30 protein-coding genes are annotated in these 17,971 nt (G+C 70.9%); 26 read left to right on the top strand and 4 right to left on the bottom strand.

What is annotated here, in order from left to right; translation table 11 throughout:
• Nucleotides 1–13 precede the first annotated feature (13 nt).
• Both ACIPXB_RS08520 and ACIPXB_RS08515 read right to left on the bottom strand, forming a co-directional pair.
• Nucleotides 14–1,054, bottom strand: a complete 1,041-nt coding sequence (locus ACIPXB_RS08520; RefSeq protein ID WP_401446228.1) for an alpha/beta hydrolase — start codon at nt 1,052–1,054, stop codon at nt 14–16.
• A 75-nt stretch (nt 1,055–1,129) separates the two neighbouring features.
• Nucleotides 1,130–2,101, bottom strand: coding sequence for an LLM class flavin-dependent oxidoreductase (locus ACIPXB_RS08515; RefSeq protein ID WP_401446225.1), 972 nt, complete (start codon nt 2,099–2,101; stop codon nt 1,130–1,132).
• A 21-nt stretch (nt 2,102–2,122) separates the two neighbouring features.
• Between ACIPXB_RS08515 and ACIPXB_RS08510 the strand changes: the two genes are divergently transcribed.
• Nucleotides 2,123–3,682 carry a recombinase family protein gene (locus ACIPXB_RS08510; protein WP_401446222.1) on the top strand — a complete coding sequence of 520 codons (1,560 nt, stop codon included), beginning with the start codon at nt 2,123–2,125 and terminating at the stop codon, nt 3,680–3,682.
• Here the strand turns inward: ACIPXB_RS08510 and ACIPXB_RS08505 are convergent.
• Both ACIPXB_RS08505 and ACIPXB_RS08500 read right to left on the bottom strand, forming a co-directional pair.
• On the bottom strand, nt 3,612–4,205 hold the full coding sequence (locus ACIPXB_RS08505; RefSeq protein WP_401446219.1) for a hypothetical protein: 594 nt from the start codon (nt 4,203–4,205) through the stop codon (nt 3,612–3,614). The two genes, ACIPXB_RS08510 and ACIPXB_RS08505, sit on opposite strands and share 71 nt — an antisense overlap.
• 12 nt (nt 4,206–4,217) lie before the next feature.
• Nucleotides 4,218–4,667, bottom strand: a complete 450-nt coding sequence (locus tag ACIPXB_RS08500; RefSeq protein ID WP_401446216.1) for an XRE family transcriptional regulator — start codon at nt 4,665–4,667, stop codon at nt 4,218–4,220.
• A 241-nt stretch (nt 4,668–4,908) separates the two neighbouring features.
• On the opposite strand from ACIPXB_RS08500, the gene ACIPXB_RS08495 reads away from it, so the two are divergent.
• The 25 genes from ACIPXB_RS08495 to ACIPXB_RS08375 all read left to right on the top strand — a co-directional run bounded on the left by ACIPXB_RS08495 (nt 4,909) and on the right by ACIPXB_RS08375 (nt 17,968).
• Nucleotides 4,909–5,124, top strand: coding sequence for a helix-turn-helix domain-containing protein (locus tag ACIPXB_RS08495; protein WP_401446213.1), 216 nt, complete (start codon nt 4,909–4,911; stop codon nt 5,122–5,124).
• Nucleotides 5,121–5,297 (top strand): hypothetical protein, encoded by a 177-nt coding sequence (locus ACIPXB_RS08490; protein WP_401446210.1) that lies wholly within the window; start codon nt 5,121–5,123, stop codon nt 5,295–5,297. The genes ACIPXB_RS08495 and ACIPXB_RS08490 overlap by 4 nt, the downstream gene beginning before the upstream one ends.
• 89 nt (nt 5,298–5,386) lie before the next feature.
• Nucleotides 5,387–5,833, top strand: coding sequence for a hypothetical protein (locus ACIPXB_RS08485; RefSeq protein WP_401446207.1), 447 nt, complete (start codon nt 5,387–5,389; stop codon nt 5,831–5,833).
• Between the two features lie 11 nt (nt 5,834–5,844).
• Nucleotides 5,845–6,549 carry a hypothetical protein gene (locus tag ACIPXB_RS08480; RefSeq protein WP_401446205.1) on the top strand — a complete coding sequence of 235 codons (705 nt, stop codon included), beginning with the start codon at nt 5,845–5,847 and terminating at the stop codon, nt 6,547–6,549.
• A complete protein-coding gene (locus tag ACIPXB_RS08475; protein ID WP_401446203.1) occupies nt 6,542–6,724 on the top strand; it encodes a hypothetical protein in 183 nt (60 codons plus the stop codon). The genes ACIPXB_RS08480 and ACIPXB_RS08475 overlap by 8 nt, the downstream gene beginning before the upstream one ends.
• The gene (locus ACIPXB_RS08470) at nt 6,721–7,041 is read left to right on the top strand and encodes a hypothetical protein (protein WP_401446200.1); all 321 of its coding nucleotides are present in this window, start codon (nt 6,721–6,723) and stop codon (nt 7,039–7,041) included. The genes ACIPXB_RS08475 and ACIPXB_RS08470 overlap by 4 nt, the downstream gene beginning before the upstream one ends.
• Nucleotides 7,038–7,277 carry a hypothetical protein gene (locus ACIPXB_RS08465; RefSeq protein ID WP_401446197.1) on the top strand — a complete coding sequence of 80 codons (240 nt, stop codon included), beginning with the start codon at nt 7,038–7,040 and terminating at the stop codon, nt 7,275–7,277. The genes ACIPXB_RS08470 and ACIPXB_RS08465 overlap by 4 nt, the downstream gene beginning before the upstream one ends.
• Entirely contained in the window at nt 7,274–7,519 is a 246-nt protein-coding gene (locus tag ACIPXB_RS08460) for a hypothetical protein (RefSeq protein WP_401446194.1), read from the top strand. Before ACIPXB_RS08465 ends, ACIPXB_RS08460 begins: the two co-directional genes overlap by 4 nt.
• Nucleotides 7,516–7,737 carry a hypothetical protein gene (locus tag ACIPXB_RS08455; RefSeq protein ID WP_401446191.1) on the top strand — a complete coding sequence of 74 codons (222 nt, stop codon included), beginning with the start codon at nt 7,516–7,518 and terminating at the stop codon, nt 7,735–7,737. The genes ACIPXB_RS08460 and ACIPXB_RS08455 overlap by 4 nt, the downstream gene beginning before the upstream one ends.
• On the top strand, nt 7,734–8,570 hold the full coding sequence (locus ACIPXB_RS08450) for a hypothetical protein (protein ID WP_401446188.1): 837 nt from the start codon (nt 7,734–7,736) through the stop codon (nt 8,568–8,570). The genes ACIPXB_RS08455 and ACIPXB_RS08450 overlap by 4 nt, the downstream gene beginning before the upstream one ends.
• A gap of 17 nt (nt 8,571–8,587) precedes the next feature.
• Nucleotides 8,588–9,613 (top strand): hypothetical protein, encoded by a 1,026-nt coding sequence (locus ACIPXB_RS08445; protein WP_401446185.1) that lies wholly within the window; start codon nt 8,588–8,590, stop codon nt 9,611–9,613.
• Nucleotides 9,610–10,338, top strand: coding sequence for a 3'-5' exonuclease (locus ACIPXB_RS08440; protein WP_401446182.1), 729 nt, complete (start codon nt 9,610–9,612; stop codon nt 10,336–10,338). Before ACIPXB_RS08445 ends, ACIPXB_RS08440 begins: the two co-directional genes overlap by 4 nt.
• Nucleotides 10,338–10,709: a hypothetical protein gene (locus ACIPXB_RS08435; RefSeq protein WP_401446179.1), complete on the top strand. Its 372-nt coding sequence runs from the start codon at nt 10,338–10,340 to the stop codon at nt 10,707–10,709. The genes ACIPXB_RS08440 and ACIPXB_RS08435 overlap by 1 nt, the downstream gene beginning before the upstream one ends.
• A complete protein-coding gene (locus ACIPXB_RS08430; protein WP_401446176.1) occupies nt 10,706–11,290 on the top strand; it encodes a hypothetical protein in 585 nt (194 codons plus the stop codon). Before ACIPXB_RS08435 ends, ACIPXB_RS08430 begins: the two co-directional genes overlap by 4 nt.
• Nucleotides 11,287–11,724 (top strand): hypothetical protein, encoded by a 438-nt coding sequence (locus ACIPXB_RS08425; protein WP_401446173.1) that lies wholly within the window; start codon nt 11,287–11,289, stop codon nt 11,722–11,724. Before ACIPXB_RS08430 ends, ACIPXB_RS08425 begins: the two co-directional genes overlap by 4 nt.
• Nucleotides 11,721–12,014 carry a WhiB family transcriptional regulator gene (locus tag ACIPXB_RS08420; RefSeq protein WP_401446170.1) on the top strand — a complete coding sequence of 98 codons (294 nt, stop codon included), beginning with the start codon at nt 11,721–11,723 and terminating at the stop codon, nt 12,012–12,014. Before ACIPXB_RS08425 ends, ACIPXB_RS08420 begins: the two co-directional genes overlap by 4 nt.
• Nucleotides 12,014–12,271: a hypothetical protein gene (locus ACIPXB_RS08415; RefSeq protein WP_401446167.1), complete on the top strand. Its 258-nt coding sequence runs from the start codon at nt 12,014–12,016 to the stop codon at nt 12,269–12,271. The genes ACIPXB_RS08420 and ACIPXB_RS08415 overlap by 1 nt, the downstream gene beginning before the upstream one ends.
• Nucleotides 12,268–12,585: a hypothetical protein gene (locus tag ACIPXB_RS08410; RefSeq protein ID WP_401446165.1), complete on the top strand. Its 318-nt coding sequence runs from the start codon at nt 12,268–12,270 to the stop codon at nt 12,583–12,585. Before ACIPXB_RS08415 ends, ACIPXB_RS08410 begins: the two co-directional genes overlap by 4 nt.
• A gap of 310 nt (nt 12,586–12,895) precedes the next feature.
• The gene (locus ACIPXB_RS08405) at nt 12,896–13,240 is read left to right on the top strand and encodes a hypothetical protein (protein ID WP_401446162.1); all 345 of its coding nucleotides are present in this window, start codon (nt 12,896–12,898) and stop codon (nt 13,238–13,240) included.
• Nucleotides 13,237–15,858: a hypothetical protein gene (locus tag ACIPXB_RS08400; protein ID WP_401446159.1), complete on the top strand. Its 2,622-nt coding sequence runs from the start codon at nt 13,237–13,239 to the stop codon at nt 15,856–15,858. The genes ACIPXB_RS08405 and ACIPXB_RS08400 overlap by 4 nt, the downstream gene beginning before the upstream one ends.
• Before the next feature lie 261 nt (nt 15,859–16,119).
• Complete coding sequence (locus ACIPXB_RS08395; protein WP_401446156.1) at nt 16,120–16,344, top strand: hypothetical protein; 225 nt, start codon at nt 16,120–16,122, stop codon at nt 16,342–16,344.
• Between the two features lie 44 nt (nt 16,345–16,388).
• On the top strand, nt 16,389–16,598 hold the full coding sequence (locus ACIPXB_RS08390; RefSeq protein ID WP_401446153.1) for a hypothetical protein: 210 nt from the start codon (nt 16,389–16,391) through the stop codon (nt 16,596–16,598).
• Nucleotides 16,599–16,660: 62 nt separating this feature from the next.
• Complete coding sequence (locus ACIPXB_RS08385) at nt 16,661–17,131, top strand: hypothetical protein (protein WP_401446150.1); 471 nt, start codon at nt 16,661–16,663, stop codon at nt 17,129–17,131.
• A 2-nt stretch (nt 17,132–17,133) separates the two neighbouring features.
• The gene (locus ACIPXB_RS08380; RefSeq protein ID WP_401446147.1) at nt 17,134–17,493 is read left to right on the top strand and encodes a hypothetical protein; all 360 of its coding nucleotides are present in this window, start codon (nt 17,134–17,136) and stop codon (nt 17,491–17,493) included.
• A gap of 142 nt (nt 17,494–17,635) precedes the next feature.
• Nucleotides 17,636–17,968, top strand: a complete 333-nt coding sequence (locus tag ACIPXB_RS08375) for a hypothetical protein (RefSeq protein ID WP_401446145.1) — start codon at nt 17,636–17,638, stop codon at nt 17,966–17,968.
• Nucleotides 17,969–17,971: the final 3 nt, after the last annotated feature.

Genomic DNA, 17,971 nt, shown 5'->3' with positions numbered 1-17,971 from the left:
GGAACTCGGGAAATTATTCGGCGCCACCCCCTGCTCCACCGAAAGTCTTCCCGTCGTTTGCCATGGAGGCGATGGCTCCGCCCAGTCTTTCCATGGCCTGCGCCGCCGCGGGCAGCACCGGGGACAGGGCCAGGAAGCCGTGGAACATCCCCGGGTGCAGGTCGAGGACCGACGGCACTCCATTGGCTTGAAGCAGCCGGTGGTAGGCCACGCCGTCATCGGCCAGCGGGTCGCAGCCGGCGACCACCACATGGGCGGGCGGCAGCCCGGCGAGGAGCTCGGGGGCGGCGTTCAGCGGGGAGGCGAGCGGGTCGGCGCCGTCCGCCCCCGGGCCCAGGTACTGCTCCCAGAACCACCTCAGGTGCGTCGCGGTCAGGTAGAAGCCCTCCGCGTTGCGCCGGTGGGAGTCGCCGGTCCGGGCGGCGTCGAGCGTGGGGTAGACAAGCGCCTGGAGGGCCACCCTCGGCCCGCCGCGGCCCGCGCCCGCGGCGTGCAGCAGGGCGGCGGCGGCCAGGTTGCCGCCCGCGCTGTCCCCCGCGACGACCAGGGCGCCGGGATGGCCGCCGAGGTCACCGAGGTGCGCGCCGGCCCAGCACAGGGCGGCGTGGGCGTCCAGGACGGCCGCCGGGAAGCGGTGCTCCGGGGCCCGCCGGTAGTCGACGGACACGACCACGGCGCCGGCCGTACGGCACAGGGTGCGGACGGTGGCGTCGTAGGTGTCGAGGTCGCACAGGACGAAGCCGCCGCCGTGCGTGAAGACCACGGTGGGGCGCGGCCCGGGCCACCGCAGCGGGTCGGGCCGGTAGATCCGTACGGGGACCGGGGGCGCCCCGGGCGGGCCGGGGACCATACGGTCGGCCACGGAGCCCACCTCGGGCGGCGGCGCGGCGGACGGGGGCACGGCGGCCAGGATCCGGCGGGCCTCGGCGGCGTCGGTGACGGCGCCGCCGAGATCGGGGAAGAAGGCCGAGAGGGCGCGTACGAAGGGCCGCGCCCGCGGGTCGAGCCGACCGGCGGCCTCGGGCGCCGCTTCGGGCGGCGGGGCTGGGAACACGGGAGGTCCTTTCCTGGACGCGAGCGGGGGCGCGGGGCGGTGGGGCGAGGGGCGGCAGGGCGGCGGGGCGGGTGCTCAGGCGGTGCGGAAGTGCGGGATGACCTTCTCGCCCCACTGGCGCAGCGTCTCCAGACAGGCCTCCTGCGGCACGGTCCCCATCTGGATCAGGCACATGATCTCGTCGGCCCCCGCCGCCCTCAGCCGCTCCACGTACGCGATGGCGTCGTCGGCCGTGCCGTAGGCGTGGTCGGCGTTGAAGGTGGCCGTCGAGGTGGGTTTCACGGGGATGTCCAGCTCGTGCAGCCGGGCCACCACCTGCTCGGCCGCCCTGCGCATCTCGGCCGTCTCGTCGGCGCCGTCGACCACCGCCTCGTCCGGCACGCCCGCGCCGCCGTACCAGTGGCCGATGGACTGGGCGAAGAAGCGCTGGCCGCGGGTGCCGATCCGGCGGGCCTGCTCGCGGTCGTCGAGCACGATGGTGGGGCAGAGCACCGAGAAGTGGTCGTTGACGGCGGTGGAGACGAAGCGGCCCCCGTCCCGCCGGGCGAGCGCCGCGTCGTAGACCGCGCGCATCGAGGCGATCGACTCGGGCCCGGCGAAACCCATCACCAGCGCGCCGACGCCCAGTTCGGCGGCCTGGACCAGGGTCTCGGCCCGGCTGCACGCGAGGAAGAGCGGCGGGTGCGGGGTCTGCCGCGGGCGCGGCAGGATGGGGTGCGGGTCGATGTCGATGAGCTCGCCGTGGTACTCGAGCTCGTCGCGCTGCCACGCCGCCCCGATGATCCGCAGGGCCTCCTCGACCTCCTGCGTGGTGCGGTCGCGGTCGACCCCGCACAGCGAGGTCTCCTGCTCGGTGCCACCGCGGCCGGCGCCGAGGTCGACGCGGCCGCCGGAGAGCAGGTCGAGCATGGCGGCGCGCTCGGCGACCCGGACCGGGTGGTTGAAGTGGAAGGGCATGCACACCACGCCGTGGCCGATGCGTATGGTGTGCGTCCTGGCCGCGACCCACGTCAGGAAGATCTCGGGAGCAATAATCTCATTGCGCATACCAAGTTGGTACTCTGAGCCATGCCGATCGACCCGGAGTACCTGCACGCAGTCCACCAAGGCCCCTTCCCCGCATACCTCTACGGCCGCGCCAGCCGCGACCCTAAGAAGAAGGGCCGCTCGGTCACCGCCCAGTTGAAGGAGGGGCGCGCGCTGTGTGCCCAACTCGGCTGGCCCATCGTCGACGAGTTCAGGGACGACGGCGTCTCCGCCAGCCGGCACGCACGGGTTGCCCGCGACGACTTCGACGCGATGCTTAAGGGAATTCGCGCTGGGAAGTGCCGCATCGTCGTCGCCTTCGAAGCCTCACGCTACTACCGCGACCTGGAGGCATACGTACGGCTGCGGAGCGCCTGCCACGATGCCGGGGTCCTGCTGTGCTACAAAGGCCAGGTCTACGACCTGAGCAAGAGCGCGGACCGCAAGGCGACCGCGCACGATGCGGTGCAGGCCGAGAGCGAAGCCGAGGACATCCGGGACCGGAACCTTCGCACCGCGCGGCAGACGGCCGACGCGGGCAAGCCCTGGGGGCAGACGCCGGAAGGCTACAAGCGACACTACGACCCAGATTCCGGTTACCTGTTGGAGCAGTTCGAGCATCCTGTGCAAGGCCCGCTCGTACGCCGGATTTGGGAAGAGGCCGAGTCGGGGAAGAGCCTGCGTTCGATCGCTCGGGACCTGAACCAGGGCGGCCATCTCACCCAGCGGGGCAAGCCGTGGCAGATCTCGCACGTTCAGATCATTCTCAGAAATCCGACGTACATGGGCCGCCGGAAGTTCCAGGGCCAGGACTTCAAAAAGGGGACGTGGCCCGCGCTGGTCACGCCCGAGCGCTTCCAGGCGGTGCAGACGATCTTGGCGATGGAGGGCCGGGCATGGACCACGGACCTGACTCCGGTCCACCTGCTATCGGGGATCGGCCTGTGCGGGAGGCATCCGGAGCTGCAAGCCACGAACAGCGAGCCCGTACTACGCGGATTCGTCAACCGGGGTTATCCGTCAGTGAAGTGCTCAGAGTTTTCACACGTCACGATGAACGAGAAGCGGATCAACGCGTACGTCGAAGAGGGGCTGATGGCGTACCTCTCGCGGGACGACAACCGGGATGTATTCCGGAAGATCAACAACGGTGGTCATGATGTAGCCGCAGCCCAGGCCCGCTTGCAGTCACTGGAACGGCAACTTGAGGAGGCCCATGACGCTTCGGTCACCTTCGATCGCGACGGCACGCCAGCCCTGTCCATCGCCGGGTTGTCAGCTGTGGAGCGTCGCCTAGCGCCGCTGATCGCTGCGGCAAAGGCAGCGGCACGGCCCCAGGTGGTTCCATCTGTGCTGATGAACCTGATTGAGTCTGACGACCCAGAGGAACTCTGGGAAGACTATGACTTGCAGCAGCAGCGCGCCGTGATCCGGTTGTGCGTAACCGTGCGCCTGCACGCGGCATCGCATAAGGGCGTGCGGAAACTGGAGCCGGGCCGGGTCACGCTGTCGTGGTACGGGCAGCCGGGATTCATGGGCGGCCGGCCTCGCGGTCGCGCGCTGCCGGAAGTTCCTGAGCAGCGTCTGCCGGATGGGCTGTAGCCCGCTCGCGGGTGGGGCTGGCAGGGCTGGGGAAGGGGACGACCTGGCCCTGCGACTGACGCTTGAAGGTGGAGTCGACGAGGCCGCGGCGGCCGTGGTCGAGGCCGACCAGGTACGCATCAACCTGGATGCTGGCGCGCTGGTCCTCTACGTCTTGAAGCAGTCGGACCCGCGCTGCCTGCAGCTGGGCGTGTAGCGCGGCACGCTCGGCTTCGAGGTCGCGCACGCGACGGTCTTGCTCGGCGACCAGGGCGCCCTGGGCAGCCAGGTACCGGGCGTACTCGGCGGCCGTCTCGCGGCGGGCCGCAACGAGGGCGGCGCGCTCGGCGCTGGTGTCGGTGGTCCAGAGACGGACCTTTGCGAGGATGAGGAGAGCGGCCGACGTAAGGCCTGCAAGGCCTCCCCCGATGGCGGAGGCGATGTGGTCCTCGACAATGCCGTAGGCGACGATGCCGGCCGCGAAGAGCATCACGAGGCCGGCCGCGAGGGCTCCGATTTTGGCGCGCGTTGCTGTGTCGTGCATCCGTACCCCCGCCTATCCCTGGGCTGCTGCACCCCCGCCTTCGTCGGCGTCGCGCTCGGCGTCCTGAAATCGCCGCTGCCTCTCGACCGCTGCGCGGAGCATCTCGCGCGCCACGGGGTCGGATAGGCCTAGGGCATGTGCCGCTTCGTCGAGAGTGATTGAGTCCGAGCCTACCCCTGTTGCGCCTGTTTGGGAGGGGGTTGACAGCGACTCAGGGGACGCGATCCCTGATTCGATGAGTAGGTCGCGCAGGTCGAGGCCGACGGCCTTGGCGATGCGCTCGTAAGCCCAGGGGTCAGGGAGGGTCTGGCCGGAAAGCATTCGTCCGGTGGCCGTCTCTGTCATGCCCATTTCGCGCGCTAGGTCTGCCTTTGCGCCGCGCCTGTTGAGGTCGTAGCCCGCCCTCTGGGCCGCCTCTGACACGAGCCTGCCGAACCGCGCCCGAACCGATTCACTCCGCATGGGGGCACGGTATCTCGCCCGCGAGCGACATGCAGCTATCTGGCTCGCGCGCAAGGTTGCAGGTCAGGGCCGGTTTCCGACATGTGCGCACCTCATCAGGCAAAGTCGAACGATTGTGCGATTTCGAGAAAACACAGCGCCTCCACAATTTCTTGCTTGCGCGCAAGACAGAAACAGCGCTACCTTTCTTGCGAGCGAGACAGAAAGTCTGGCTCCCCCGCAAGGAAGGAGGTGCAACCTCATGACCTACCGACTGCGCATCGACCAGCTCCGCGATGCCGCCCGCAAGGCCGGCGACCAGCGCGCCGTCGACATCGCCAAGCGCACGGGGATCTCGGAATCCGCCGTATCCCGCATGCTGCGCGGCCGCTCCACCCCGGGCCTCGGAACGATCATGAAGCTCCGGGACACCTACGGGCTCACGAACACGGACCTGATCGAAGAGGTCGCCGCGTGACCCGCGCCGAGCGCCTCGCGCTCATCGGGCCCGACGCCGTCGAGCACGTCCGCCGCGAGGCCGAAGCCGCGCCGCCGATGCCGCCCGAGCTGATCGCCGCACTGCGGCCGATCCTCACCAACCCGGCCAAGCGCCGCACGCCGCCCGCGGACTCCGCGCCGGCCGCCGCCTGACCACACCACAAAGACCGGGGCCGCCCGGACCCTGGCCGGTCCGTGACAGCCCCTCGGCACACCTCGCACACAAGAACGAGAGGTACACCGTGAAACACCAGCCTAGCCCCACCGACCTGCCGAACGGCTCGCGCCGCACGGTCCTGGTCGCCCTCCCGGTCCGGCGTAAGGCGCCGACCACGGTCGACGGCACCCTCCTCGCCGCCGCCAGGCTCCTCCAGGTACGCGGCCTGTGGCAGGGCGACTACGTCCCCGACGCCTTCGACCGCGAGATGAGCATCCCGCACACGCTGCGGCCGATGAGCATCGTCGCCGCGATCAAGTGCGTGGTGTCCGGCAACCCGCACCGCGACTCCCTCATGGCGGACATGGCGATCGGCGTGCTGGCCATGGCGATCGACGGCGGTCCGGCCTGGACGGACTTGTTCAGTCTGGAGCGTCACGTCGACGACTGGGGTGACGCGGACGGTCGGACGACGGATGAGGCGGTTGCCCTGCTGGAGTGGGTGGCGACGGCCCCGGAGCGTGCGGCGTGAACGTCCACCGTGTGAACGCTGCTGCGGGTGCCATCCACGCGTCGATGCAGCAGGGCAAGAGGCTCCCGGCCGCACTCGCGTACGACCTGGAGGCCATGGGGCTGTTGCAGTCCCCGGAGACGGCCGCCGAGCTGGACCGGCTCCGGGCTCGCGTCGAGGAGTTGGAGACCTTCGCTCACGGCTGCGACGGCGAGGGCTGCACTCTGCCGCATAGCTCGTGGTGCACCAAGGCGAAGGAGTTCGCAGCCCAGCACGAGGGCTGCACCTGTGGGCGTCCGTGGGAGTCCACGCCTGAGCCTCATGCCGGACACTGCTGGCTCCTGAGCCCGCCCCACGACGAGGTACAGCGACTCCGAGCCCGGGTGGCCGAGCTGGAGGCGCTGAGGCCCGCCCCCATCCAGGACTGCCGGAAGTGCGGCGCGGGCTACACCCACGGCCAGCCGTGCAGCAACTGCCAGTTCCAGGCCGAGATGGCCGCCGCGACCGTCGAGCGGAACGGCGCTGGCCTGTCCGAGGTCGAGCTGAGGCGCACGGCGCCCGGCACGTACCGCTGCACCTGTGGGCACTGGGACAACGTCCATGGCCCGTTCTGCTTCGCCGAGGCCTGCGAGTGCGGCAACTTCGCGTACCCCCAGCCCGCCGAGGACCAGCACGAGGGCCCGAAGCCGCACGCGTACCGCCTCGGCCGCGACCTCCCGGAGTACCCCCGTGGCTGACCGCGAGATCACCCCGTCCGGGTGCCGGCACTGCGGGATCCCGGAGCGCGAGCACTGCCAGCGGTGGAAGGGCCCCGTGGGGTGGCACCGCTGGGAGGCGCCGACCGACCGCCAGATCCTCGCCCGCATGCGCCTCCGCGCCGCCTACCGCACCGCCACCAGGGGGAACCAGTGAGTACCACGCCCAAGCCCGCCCGCGGCCCGCTGTACGTCGAGGCCACCCCGCTCATGGTCACCCTCGACGCGACGCCGCTGGTCGTCAACAACGTCCACGACCTCCTCGACCTGCTGCGCTCCGACGAGTTCGTCGACGACTTCATGGAGCTGGACACCGCTGGCGGATTCGCCTTCGAGGAGCTCCAGGCCAAGCTCGTCGACCGCCTCGCCACGAAGATCGCGCTGTCGGGCCCGCAGGCGGTCCGCGTCGGCGAGCAGATGACCAAGCTCGGCCGCGAGCGGTCCGTCCCGCAGCAGCGCGGAGAGGCAGCATGAGCGCGCAGTCTGATCTGGAGACCGCCCTGCGTCACCTGGGGGCGAGCGACACCGTCGCCGTGGCGGTGGCGTCAACGGTCGCGGCGAACTTCCGCGCCGAGGATCTGAGCGACGCGGCTGACCTGCTGAACCGGGTCAACCCCGACCGCGACGTGGACTTTTCGGCTGGTGTCGACTGGGCCGTCGGTGAACTTCGCCGGCTGGCTGGCGTCGCTGCGGTGGGCGGTGCCGAATGAGCGCCCTCAACCGCATCCGCCGCGAACCCGTCATCGCGGCACTGCCCGCCCGCTGGCGGACCGTCTGCATCGAGCAGGACCGAGACCCGGACGGCATCGCCCCGGTGTGCCCGGACGAGGAGCACGAGGACACCGACGGCGGCTTGCACGAGTGCTGCCCGGAGCTGGTGATCGAGGTCCCGGACCCGCACCTCGCCGAGTACCTCGCCGCGCTGCTGAACGCGGATCGGAGGACGTCGTGAGCGCCGCCGACCGTCTCGCCATCCTGCGTCGCCTGTTCCGTGACCACGACGGCCCGATCACCACGGGCATGGCCCACCGCGAGTACCAGGCCCGGGGCATCCCGTGTCGGACGACCGCTCGCCGTGACCTGGAGCAGCTGGCGCGCGAGGGGCTGATCCACCCGGTGGGGGCGGAAAACGACCGCAAGTACCTGCTGACGAAGGTCGGTGACCGGTGACCGATCCGCGCCTGGCGCGGGACACCGAGCGGGGTCGCTACTACAGCGACCCCGCCGGGGGCCCCGACCTCATCTCCGTCACCAACGTCCTCGGCTGCGCCGTCAACAAGTCCTTCGCACTCGTCCCCTGGGGCGCCGGCCTCGTCGCCGACCGCGTCATCGCCGACCCGATCGGCACCGCCCGCCGGGCCCGCACCGAGAAGACCGCGCTCCGCAAGGAACTCGTCGCCGTCCCCAGCAGCAACGCCGAACGCGCCGCCAACCTCGGCACCCGCGTCCACGCCCGCGCCGTACACCTCGTCCTCGGCACGCCCTATCCGGCGGATCCGGAGGTCGAACCGTATGCGCAGCAGCTCGCCCGGTTCTTTCGGCTGTGGCAGGTCGACTTCGACCGTGACATCGAGGCCACCGAGACCACGGTCTTCCACCGGCAGTACGGATACGCCGGCACCGGGGACCTGTGGCTGTGGCTGCCGACCGGCCGGTTCCGGCGCCGCCAGCTGTGGCTGATCGACTACAAGACCAGTGCGAAGAAGCCGGTCACCACGGTGTACGCCGAGCAGCCGATGCAGTTGGCCGCGCTGCGGCACGCGCCGGTTGCGCTCCTCGCCGACGACTCTGAGGAGGAGGCGCCGCGCGTGCACCGCACCGCGCTGCTGAACCTTCGGCCTCGCGGCCACCGGCTCATCGAAGTGCCTTCCGGCCGTCCGGTGTTCCGGGCGTTCCTCGGCGCGGTCCGCACCGCCCGCTACCTGCACGGCGCCCCGGCGCCCTCCGCATACCCGTCGATCCTGCCGCCGTGGGCGCCGGGCTCCGACCGAAAGGCAGCCTGACCATGGGCTCCCGAATCATGACCATGAAGCGGCAGGCCGCCGAGCTGGGCCGCATCCGTACCGGCTACAGCCGGCCGCACCGCGACCCGAACAAGCGGCCCGTACCCGTCAAGTCGACGACGTTCGTGTTCAGCTCCCACTCCCGCGACTACGTGGCCGCGGCCGCGGAGCTGTGGGGCGGCGAGGTCGAGACGTGGACCCCGCAGAACCAGAAGATCGCCCAGTACCGGGTCATCTCGAAAGCCAGCGAAATCCGGGCGATTCTCCCCGCCGGGGACCCGCTCTCCCAGTCGTACGAGATGTGGTCCGGCGGCGGCTGCGCGCGCCGCTGCGACGGCGAGACCGAGCAGAAGACCCGCCAGCCCTGCGTGTGCCTGGCCCGGTACGGGCCGGACTGGCACCTGCGCTCCCCGCGAGAAGTGTGTCGGCCGACGAGCCGCATCAACGTGATGCTGCCCGAGCTGCCCGACCTGGGTGTGTGGCGGCTGGAGTCGAAGTCGTACTACGCGGCCGACGCGATGGCCGGCGGGGTCGACACCGTGCTCCAGGCCACCGAGGGCAAGAGCATGATGCCGGTCCGCATGTGGATCGAGCAGCGCAGCCGCGTGGCCGACGGCGAGACGAAGAACTTCCCCGTCGTCATGGTGGTGCCGTCGCTGCCGAAGCTCCGGCACGCCCTGTCCGGGCCGCTGTCGACGGCGGCCGCCCTCGACCCGGGCGTCCTTGTCGGGCGGCCCGCGATCGAGGCACCGCGCCCCGACTACCTGGCCGAGGCCCGCAACCAGCGGACCGAGGCCGACGTGATCGCCGTATGGCGGAAGGCCGACCAGGCAGGGCACGGCTCGCCGGAGCTGCTGGAGGACCTGAAGCGGATTGCCGCGGACATCGCCCGCGGGGTGGATCCGCAGACCGGCGCGCTGGACGACGAGGACGGTCTGGACGAGGACGGCGCGGTGGACGCCGAGATCGTTGAGGACGACGAGCCGCCGACGGCGTCCGACTGGCCTGCCGTTGCGCAGCCCGGATCGGGGGCCCGCCGATGAGCTGGTACCGCGGCCGCCTGTGCGGCTTCGACCTGGAGACCACCGGCATCGACGTCGAGCACGACCGCATCGTCACCGCCTGCGTCGTCCAGTGCGGCGGCGGGCACCCCACCCAGTCCGCGACCTGGCTCGCGAACCCCGGCGTCGAGATCCCCGAGGGCGCCGCGAAGGTCCACGGCATCACCACCGAACAGGCCCAGGCCGAAGGCCAGCCCGCCGGGCAGGTCGTCGAGCAGCTGGTCGCCGCCCTGTCGCAGGTCGTGCTCGCTGGCATCCCGATCGTGGCGATGAACGCAGCGTTCGACCTGACCATCCTCGACCGCGAGGCCCGCCGCCACCGCGTGCACCCCCTCACCGACACCGTCGGCGACGCCCTGCGGGTCCTCGACCCGCGGGTGCTGGACAAGCAGGTCGACCCTTACCGGCGCGGCGGCCGGAAGCTCGAAGACCTCTGCCGCACGTACGGCGTCCGCCTCGATGGCGCGCACACCGCCGACGCCGACGCGCTCGCCGCGTGCCGCGTTGCGTGGCGGATCGGCGCCAGTCGGCCCGAGCTGGCGGCGCTCACCCTGCCAGCCCTCCACTCCCGGCAGGTCGATTGGGCCGCGGAGCAGGCCCTGTCGCTCGCCGACTACTTCAGGCGGACGCCCGGCAAGGAGTCCTGGGCCGACGGCGTGCGCACGGAGTGGCCGTTCATCCCCCACCAGCAGGACGGAGACCTGTGATGCGTGTACGAGACCTCATCCGCCGGTTCCGCGGCGACCAGGCCCGCCAGGCCGGGGTGATCGCCGGACAGGCCGTGAGGATCCGCGACCTGGAGACCCGGCTGGACGCCGCCGAGACCGCCGTCGTCAAACTCATGCGCAGCGGCAACACCGGCAGCGACGACCGGATCCTGTACCTGACGCGCGAGCTTGAGCGGCGCGCCCGCCTGATCGACCAGCTCCGTGCCGGCGTCATCGACGACGCTCAGACCGCGGCGCTGCGCTACGACCTCCGCCAGGCGGTCGAGCGGGCGCGGCTGCTGGAGCGGCGGCTGGCCGTACTGCAGGCCGACAACGAAGGCATCTCGGAGCGCCCCGGGGTGGCCGCGTGAGCCTGACCGAGACCCCCGCGCCCGGGATGACCACCCTCCCGGCCGCGGGCCCCAACCGCCCCCTCGTCATAGGGCTGGATCTCTCCCTCACCTCCACCGGCATCGCCGGCGTCGACTGGGCCGAAGCCCTCAAGCCCCGCCACAAGGGCCACCGGCGGCTGTCCTGGCTGAAGTGCGAAATCTACGACCGCACCAAGGCCGCCGACCTCGTCGTCGTCGAGGGACCGGCGTTCGGGCACGGCGCGCAGGCCGGACACCACGAGCTCGGCGGCCTGTGGTGGATGATCACTCACGACCTGTGGCGCCGTAACCTGCCGTACGCCGTGTGCCCGCCCAAGGTCCGCGCCATGTACGCCACCGGCAACGGCAACGCCGGGAAGGGCGAGGTCCGCGACGGGGTCCGCCAGCACTTCGGTGTCGAGTGCGAGGGCGCCTCCCGGTACGACAAGGCCGACGCCGTCGCCATGGCCTGTTTGGGTGCGCACTGGCTGGGCTACCCGGTCGTCGCGCTGCCCGACAGCCACACCCGCGCGCTGGGCAGCGTGGCGTGGCCCGATCAGGTTCCGGCGGTGGCCCGGTGATCGTCCGCCCTGACGTCGCCGCGCTGCTCCGCGCGGGCCTGTCGAACGCCGCGATCGCCCGCGAACTGCGCACCGCCCCTCGGCGGGTGCAGGTGGCCCGGGTGGCTCTCGGGATCACCAACCCGCACGGCGGCGGCGCTAGCACCGCCAGCCCGGAGGAACTGTTCTGGGCCCGTACGACGCCGCTGCCCGGCGGCCACCTGCGGTGGACCGGGCACGTCTCGAACACCGGCAGCTTCAAAATCCACTGGGGTGGGAGGAACTACAGCCCCCACAAGATCGCCTTCCGGATCCGTACCGGCCGCGACCCCGTCGGCAAAGCCAAGACGAGCTGCGGCATCCCGGGCTGCGTCGCTCCCGCCCACGTCGACGACGCCGAAGACCGGGCCCGTCTGAACGCCACGTACAACGCCCTGTTCGGGGGTACCCCATGACCCGCCGTGCACCCGACAACCTCGCGCCCGCGCTGCACTGGGCGGCCAACTCGCTCTGCGCCCAGACCTACCCCGCCCTGTTCTTCCCCGAACGCGGCGAGGACAACACGACCGCGGTCAGCAAGCAGATCTGCCGACGCTGCCCCGTCATCGAGGAATGCCTGGCCGAGGCCATGCGCCAGGAAGGCACGGCCTCCCACAGCCACCGGTACGGCGTGTGGGGCGGCCTCAGCCCTGCCGAGCGCGCCGACCTCGCCAAAGCCCGCGCCCGCTGGGCCGAGGCCGCCTGATGGACACCGGCCTGCGCATCACCGGCGCCCTGTTCATCGACGCCGGCGAAGGCCGCGAGATCAGGCACGGCGACCGGGCCGGGCAGATCCACTACACCCGCCATCCCCGCGCCCGCTACGAGTGCCTGGCCTGCGGCTGGACCTCCGAGACCGTCACCGGCCCCGAAGCCGTCAAGGCGTTCACCTCCCACATCCGCATCACCCACCCGGCCACCTGCCCAGCAGCCGCCCCCACCGAAGGAGCACAAGCAGCATGAGCACCCCGATTCGCGTCGACGCCGACGTCAAGCTCGACAGCAAGATCCTCACCGACGTCGCCGAAGCCCTCGAACCCCACGCCGACCAGATGTTCAAGCAGCGCAAGGGCCACTGGATCGCCATCGTCGAACTCGCCCACGTCGAGCGGACCGAGCCCGGCCCCGACGAGGACAAGAACCCCTCGGTCAAGGTCCGCATCACCGACCTCGAGATCGCGCCCAACGCCGAGTGGGAACTCACCCTCCGCCAGCTGCTCCGCGACCTGTACCGCGAGCGGACCAGCGACGGCACCTTCGACGAACACGCGGCCTGATGACCGGGCCCGGCAGCGCGGGAGACGCCGGCTCCCGCTGCCCGCGTTGTCGGGCCCCCATTCTCCGCCGGCTCGTCGGCCGCACGGCCGCAGTCACCGTCACCGCCGACCTGACGCCGCTCACCCCGGCCGAACAGAACGCGGTACGCGAACCGAACCGGCTGATCTGGTGCCTACGCCAAACCAGCGCACACTCCCCGCCCTGGCTGGCGTGGACCGGCCCCAGCCACCCCGCCACCTGCCCCCACCCGCACGTCACTGAGCACCGCTGCCCGCCAGCGGAGCCCACCACCCTGTTCTGAGGAGCGCCGTGGACAAGGTCACCCGCCACCCCGACCCGCACCCGGCGGACGACCACGCCCACAACGGGCCCCGGCCCGGCACCTGGCCCACCCCCCGCACCCCCCTCGACACCATCCTCCGGGCCGCCGCCAACCACGAGCGAGCACGCGCCCACATCACCCAGGCCAGCATCCGCGCCCACCTCGAATGCCCCCACTGCCACCCCGCCCCAGACCTGGACCACCTGGAGCTGCAGTCCATCAGGGCACACCTCGCAGAACAGCCCTCCCCCCAGACCATCCGCGCCGCCGCCCACTACTGGATCACCGCCATCACCAACATCGCCGACGACATCATCAAGGGGCGCACGTGAGCACGGCAGCACAGACGCCGCCCGAGGCAGCCAACATCGACCTCGTCCGCGCCTCCCTCGCCTACACCTACCAAGGTGCGCCCGGCCTCCTCAGCATCTGCTCAGACGCCGACCGCTGGGTCGGCCGGCGCTTCACCACCGACGACATCGGCCTCGCCTCCGCCGTCCGCTACATCACCGACCTCGACACCCGCCTCCCGAAAGGGATCTACACGCAGGTCACCACCCTCCGCGACCACCCCACCAAAGGCCGCGGCGGCAAAGACCTCGCGCACGGCCTCACCTGGCTGTGGGCCGACGGCGACTACGGGCACATCGGGCACAAACCCGGCCCCGACGACATGCCGCACCCCATCGACGCCGGCCACGTCCGCGACATCGTCGCCTCCACCGGACTCCCCGAGCCGTCCGGGTGGGTCGACACCGGCGGCGGCTGCAACCCCGTCTGGCGCCTCACCGCCACCCACATCATCACCGACGACGACCGGGCCGCCATCGAGCAGATGACATCCGCGCTCCAGGCCATCCTCGGCGCCGCCGCCTACCACCACGGCTGCACCTGGGACACCCAGGTCGGCAACCTCGACCGGCTCATGCGGATCCCCGGCACCGTCAACCGCAAGGGCGGCTACTCCCGGCCGTCCACCAGCTACCCCGGTACCGGCCGGCCCGTCGACCTGGCCGTCATGCGCGAGGCAATCGCCCTCCTGGAGCCCGACGCGCGCCGAACCCTGGAGAAAGCCACCACCGAAAAGCGCGCCCGGCATGACGCCCGCACCGGCCGCCCCGCCGCGTCCCCCTCCCCCGTCCGCCCCGCCCCGTTTCCCCGCCCGGCCGGAACCGGCGTCTTCGACGTCCTCGCCACCCACCTCACCTTCCAGGACATCCTCGAACCCCAGGGCTGGACCTACCGCGGCACCGCCGCCGACGGCCGACAGAAGTGGCTGCGCCCCGCCGGGGCCGAAGGGGCTGCGGACAGCGACTACAGCCTGGTCTGCGACGACCACGTCGCCGTCAACTGGTCCGAAAGGTCCGGGCTGCCCGTCGGACAGCAGTCCACGGGCAGGAAACTCACCGTGCCGACGCTGTGGGCCCACCTGCACTACAACGGCGACGAACGCGAGGCCGCCCTCGACGTGCTGCGCGCCGCGTTCGGCCAGGACGCCCGCCCCGCTGCCCGCGCGCTGCCACAGCCCGTCCTCACCGACATCTCACGCCAGTTCCGTCCGCCGGCCGCCCGCCCGCCCGCCGAGGACATCTGGCAGGTCATCGTCGACCCCGCGAACGCCGACGAACCCGAGGACGAGACCGACGCTCCGGCCGCCCGCCGCCCCGGACTCCTGCCCGAAGAGTTCTGGGCGTCCCGGCCCGTGTTCCAGCACATGCGACAGGCCGCCCACTCCCAAGGCTGCTCCGGCGACCTCGTCCTGTACAGCACCCTCGCCCGGCTCTCCGGCATGCTCTCCCACCACATCCGCGCCGTCACCGGCATCGGCGGCCGCGCCTCCCTCAACGTGTTCGCCGCCATGGTCGGCACCTCCGGCGCCGGCAAGTCCATCTCCGCCGGCTGCGTCCGCGACCTCATGGCCCCCGCCGACGACGACTTCCGCGACGGCCTGCCCATCGGCACCGGCGAAGGCATCGCCGAAGCGTTCATGGGCACCGTCGACGAGCCGACCGGCGAACTTCACCAGAAAGGCCCGTACAAGGGCGATCCGGTCATGGCCAAGGTCCGCAAGCAGACCCGCCACAACGCGTTCTTCTACGTCGACGAGGGCCAGACCCTCGCCAAGCTCGCCGAACGCTCTGGATCCATCCTCGGCGAGACCCTGCGCCGCGCGGCCATCGGCGAGGCCCTCGGCCAGACCAACGCCTCCGAGGAACGCACCCGCTACATCGCTCCCGGCTCGTACAGCCTCGGTCTCCTCGCCGGGTTCCAGCCGTCGATTGCCACCGTCCTCCTCGCCGACGCCCACACCGGCACCCCGCAGCGCTTCTACTGGGGCTGGGCCGACGACCCGTCCATCCCCGACGAACCACCCGCCTGGCCCGGCCCCATCGAACCCCACCCCGGCCGCCATCGCCCCGACCAGCCGGTCGACATCACCTTCCCCGCCCGCATCCGCAAGATGCTCTGGCAGGACCGTGTCGCCCGCGGCCGCGGTGAGATCGAAGTCGCCGAACTCGACGGCCACGCCGGCCTCATGAAGGTCAAGCTGGCCGCCCTCTTCGCGCTCCTCGACGGCAGCCGCTACGAGGTCACCGAAGACGACTGGGCGCTCGCCGAAGTCGCCTGGGAGTCCTCCTGCAAGGTCCGTGACTCGCTCGTCCTGCGGGCGCAGCGCGAAGCCGCCGCGGAGAAGCAGCGCGCCGAAGACGCCAAGGTCCACGCCGAACTCCGTTCCCACGTTGCGAAGAAGGATGCGGATCTGACGCTGGAACGCGTCGCCCACCTTGTGCGCCGGCACGCCTCGACCGTCGGGGGGATCACGTACGGCGGGTTGAAGAAGGCCCTGGCGTCCCGGGACCGGCCGGTTGCGGACAAGGCGGTGTCCCTCGCGGTGGCCCGCGGGTGGGTGTTTGAGGAGGGGGACCGGATCTGTGTCAAAACGGACTAATCGAAGGTGGACAAGTCCGTGTCCACCTTTGCGGAAAAGGTGGACGTGGACAGGTGGACATTTGTCCACCACCCCCTGTCGCGAGAAATCGGGCCACTTTTCCACCCCAACAAACTATAAGAAAAAGGACATTTACTCTCACTCGCGCGCTACGCGAGACAGGGGGTGGTGGACACGCGTCCACCTTGTCCACCTGTCCACCTCGTACGAGATTCAACAACTCGTAACGAGCCACCCCGACGCAGCCTGAGGAGCACCGCCATGCCGCACCGCTGCCCACCCCACTGCCACCGCTGCCCCGACCTCAACGACGACGTCATGCCCGGATGCCTGGGCACCGCCAGCAACCAAGGCAGCCCCAACACCGCCCGCCTCCTCACCTGGTGCACCTGCACCGCCAACCACCAACTCAGCAGCGAGGACAACCTCGCCGCCCGCATCACCGCCCTCGAAGCCCGCATCACCGAACTCGAAAACCGGGCCTGACCCGCCTGAACCGACCCCCAAACCGCGCGTACAAGGAGACCCACATGACCAACCAGCTGCCCGACGAGATCACCTGGACCCTCATCAACGCCGAGGACTGGGGCGGCGGCCTGGAACGCACCTACCGCGCCGAGAACGTCGAGCACGCCGGCTGCGGCGGCGATGTCATCCAGGTCCACCTACACGACCCGCTCGACGCGCTGCTGACCGCCCGGACGTACTGCGCGAAGTGCAGCGAGGCCCTGTCCGCCTAACCCCGCCCTCGGCCGGCCCGTAAGCCCTCGGGCCGGCCCCAGCCCCCACCCAGGAGAACCCCGTGAACCACTTCGAGTACACCGACCCCACCGGCGACCGCCTCGTCATCGCCCCCGACCACGGCCCCAACGGACAACCCGTCGTCGCCTTCACCACCATCCCCCACACCGGCGGCGGCACATCCGTCCTCGTACCCCTGGAACACCTGGAGGAGGTCATCGCGGGCGAGCGCGACATGGCCCGCCAGGCCGGCGGCGCCACCTGCGGGCACACCTGCCCCAAGCCCAGCCACACCCACACCTGCCAGCGCAGCCCCCAACACCTCGACATACACCGCGACGTCAAGCAGAAGGGCAACGAAACCTGCAACTGGGAGCAGCCCCACGAGCCCACCGTCACCGAAGCCCTCGACATCATCCGCCGCTGGTACATCGACGTAAACGACGGCGCCGGATGGGACGCCTCAGACCTCATCCACGACCTCGAAAAGTCCGGCTACCCCCTGCCCGACGACGAAAACGACGAGGAGTAGCCATGCCCATCCGCCCCGAAAACCGCAACCGCTACCCCACCAACTGGCCCACCATCAGCCGCCACATCCGCTTCGAACGAGCCCAATCCCGCTGCGAATGCACCGGCGAATGCGGCCGCGACACCCACAACGGCCGCTGCCCCAACACCCACGGACAACCCGCCTACGGCACCGGCAGCCACGTCATCCTCACCACCGCCCACCCCGACCACACCCCCGAGAACTGCGACCCGACCAACCTCCGCGCCATATGCCAGGGCTGCCACCTCCACTACGACCGCCAACACCACGCCGAGACCCGCGCAGCCACCCGCCGCGCAACCATCGCCGCCGCCGGCCAACTGGAGCTGGACAACCCGTGACCGCCCTCCTCCTCACGCTCACCGCATGGGCCGCCCTCAGCCTCATCCTCGCCGCCACCCTCGGCTGGGCCACCCACCACGGCGAACAACAAACACGCACTACACGCCGGCCGGTACACCACAAACCGGGAGACAACACCCCATGAGCGACATCGACATCCACATGCACGACCTCACCACCGCAGCCCACCTACTCATCACCGACTGGGCCGACACCCAGGTCCGCGGCTACCTGAAGTGGCACCCCGACATCGTCGACCACCGGCTCACCCTCCTCGAGGAAGCCCTCGCCGCGGTCCGGAAGGCAGTCGAGGCCGAGCGCGCCGACAACCGGTGGGGCGGCCCGCTGGCGGATGCCGATGCCGACTTCAACACCGAGGCCATGGAGTACGCCGAGCACTCGTGCGACTGCGAGTGGTGCCTGTGCGGCGCCCCGGCCGGCAGTGGCGAGCCGATCGTCCTGGCCCTTCCGTGACCG

Source organism: Streptomyces sp. NPDC090022 (assembly GCF_044748145.1).
Lineage (GTDB): Bacteria > Actinomycetota > Actinomycetes > Streptomycetales > Streptomycetaceae > Streptomyces.
The sequence above is the reverse complement of the archived record's forward strand: the minus strand, read 5'-3'. Positions and strand labels throughout refer to the sequence as shown.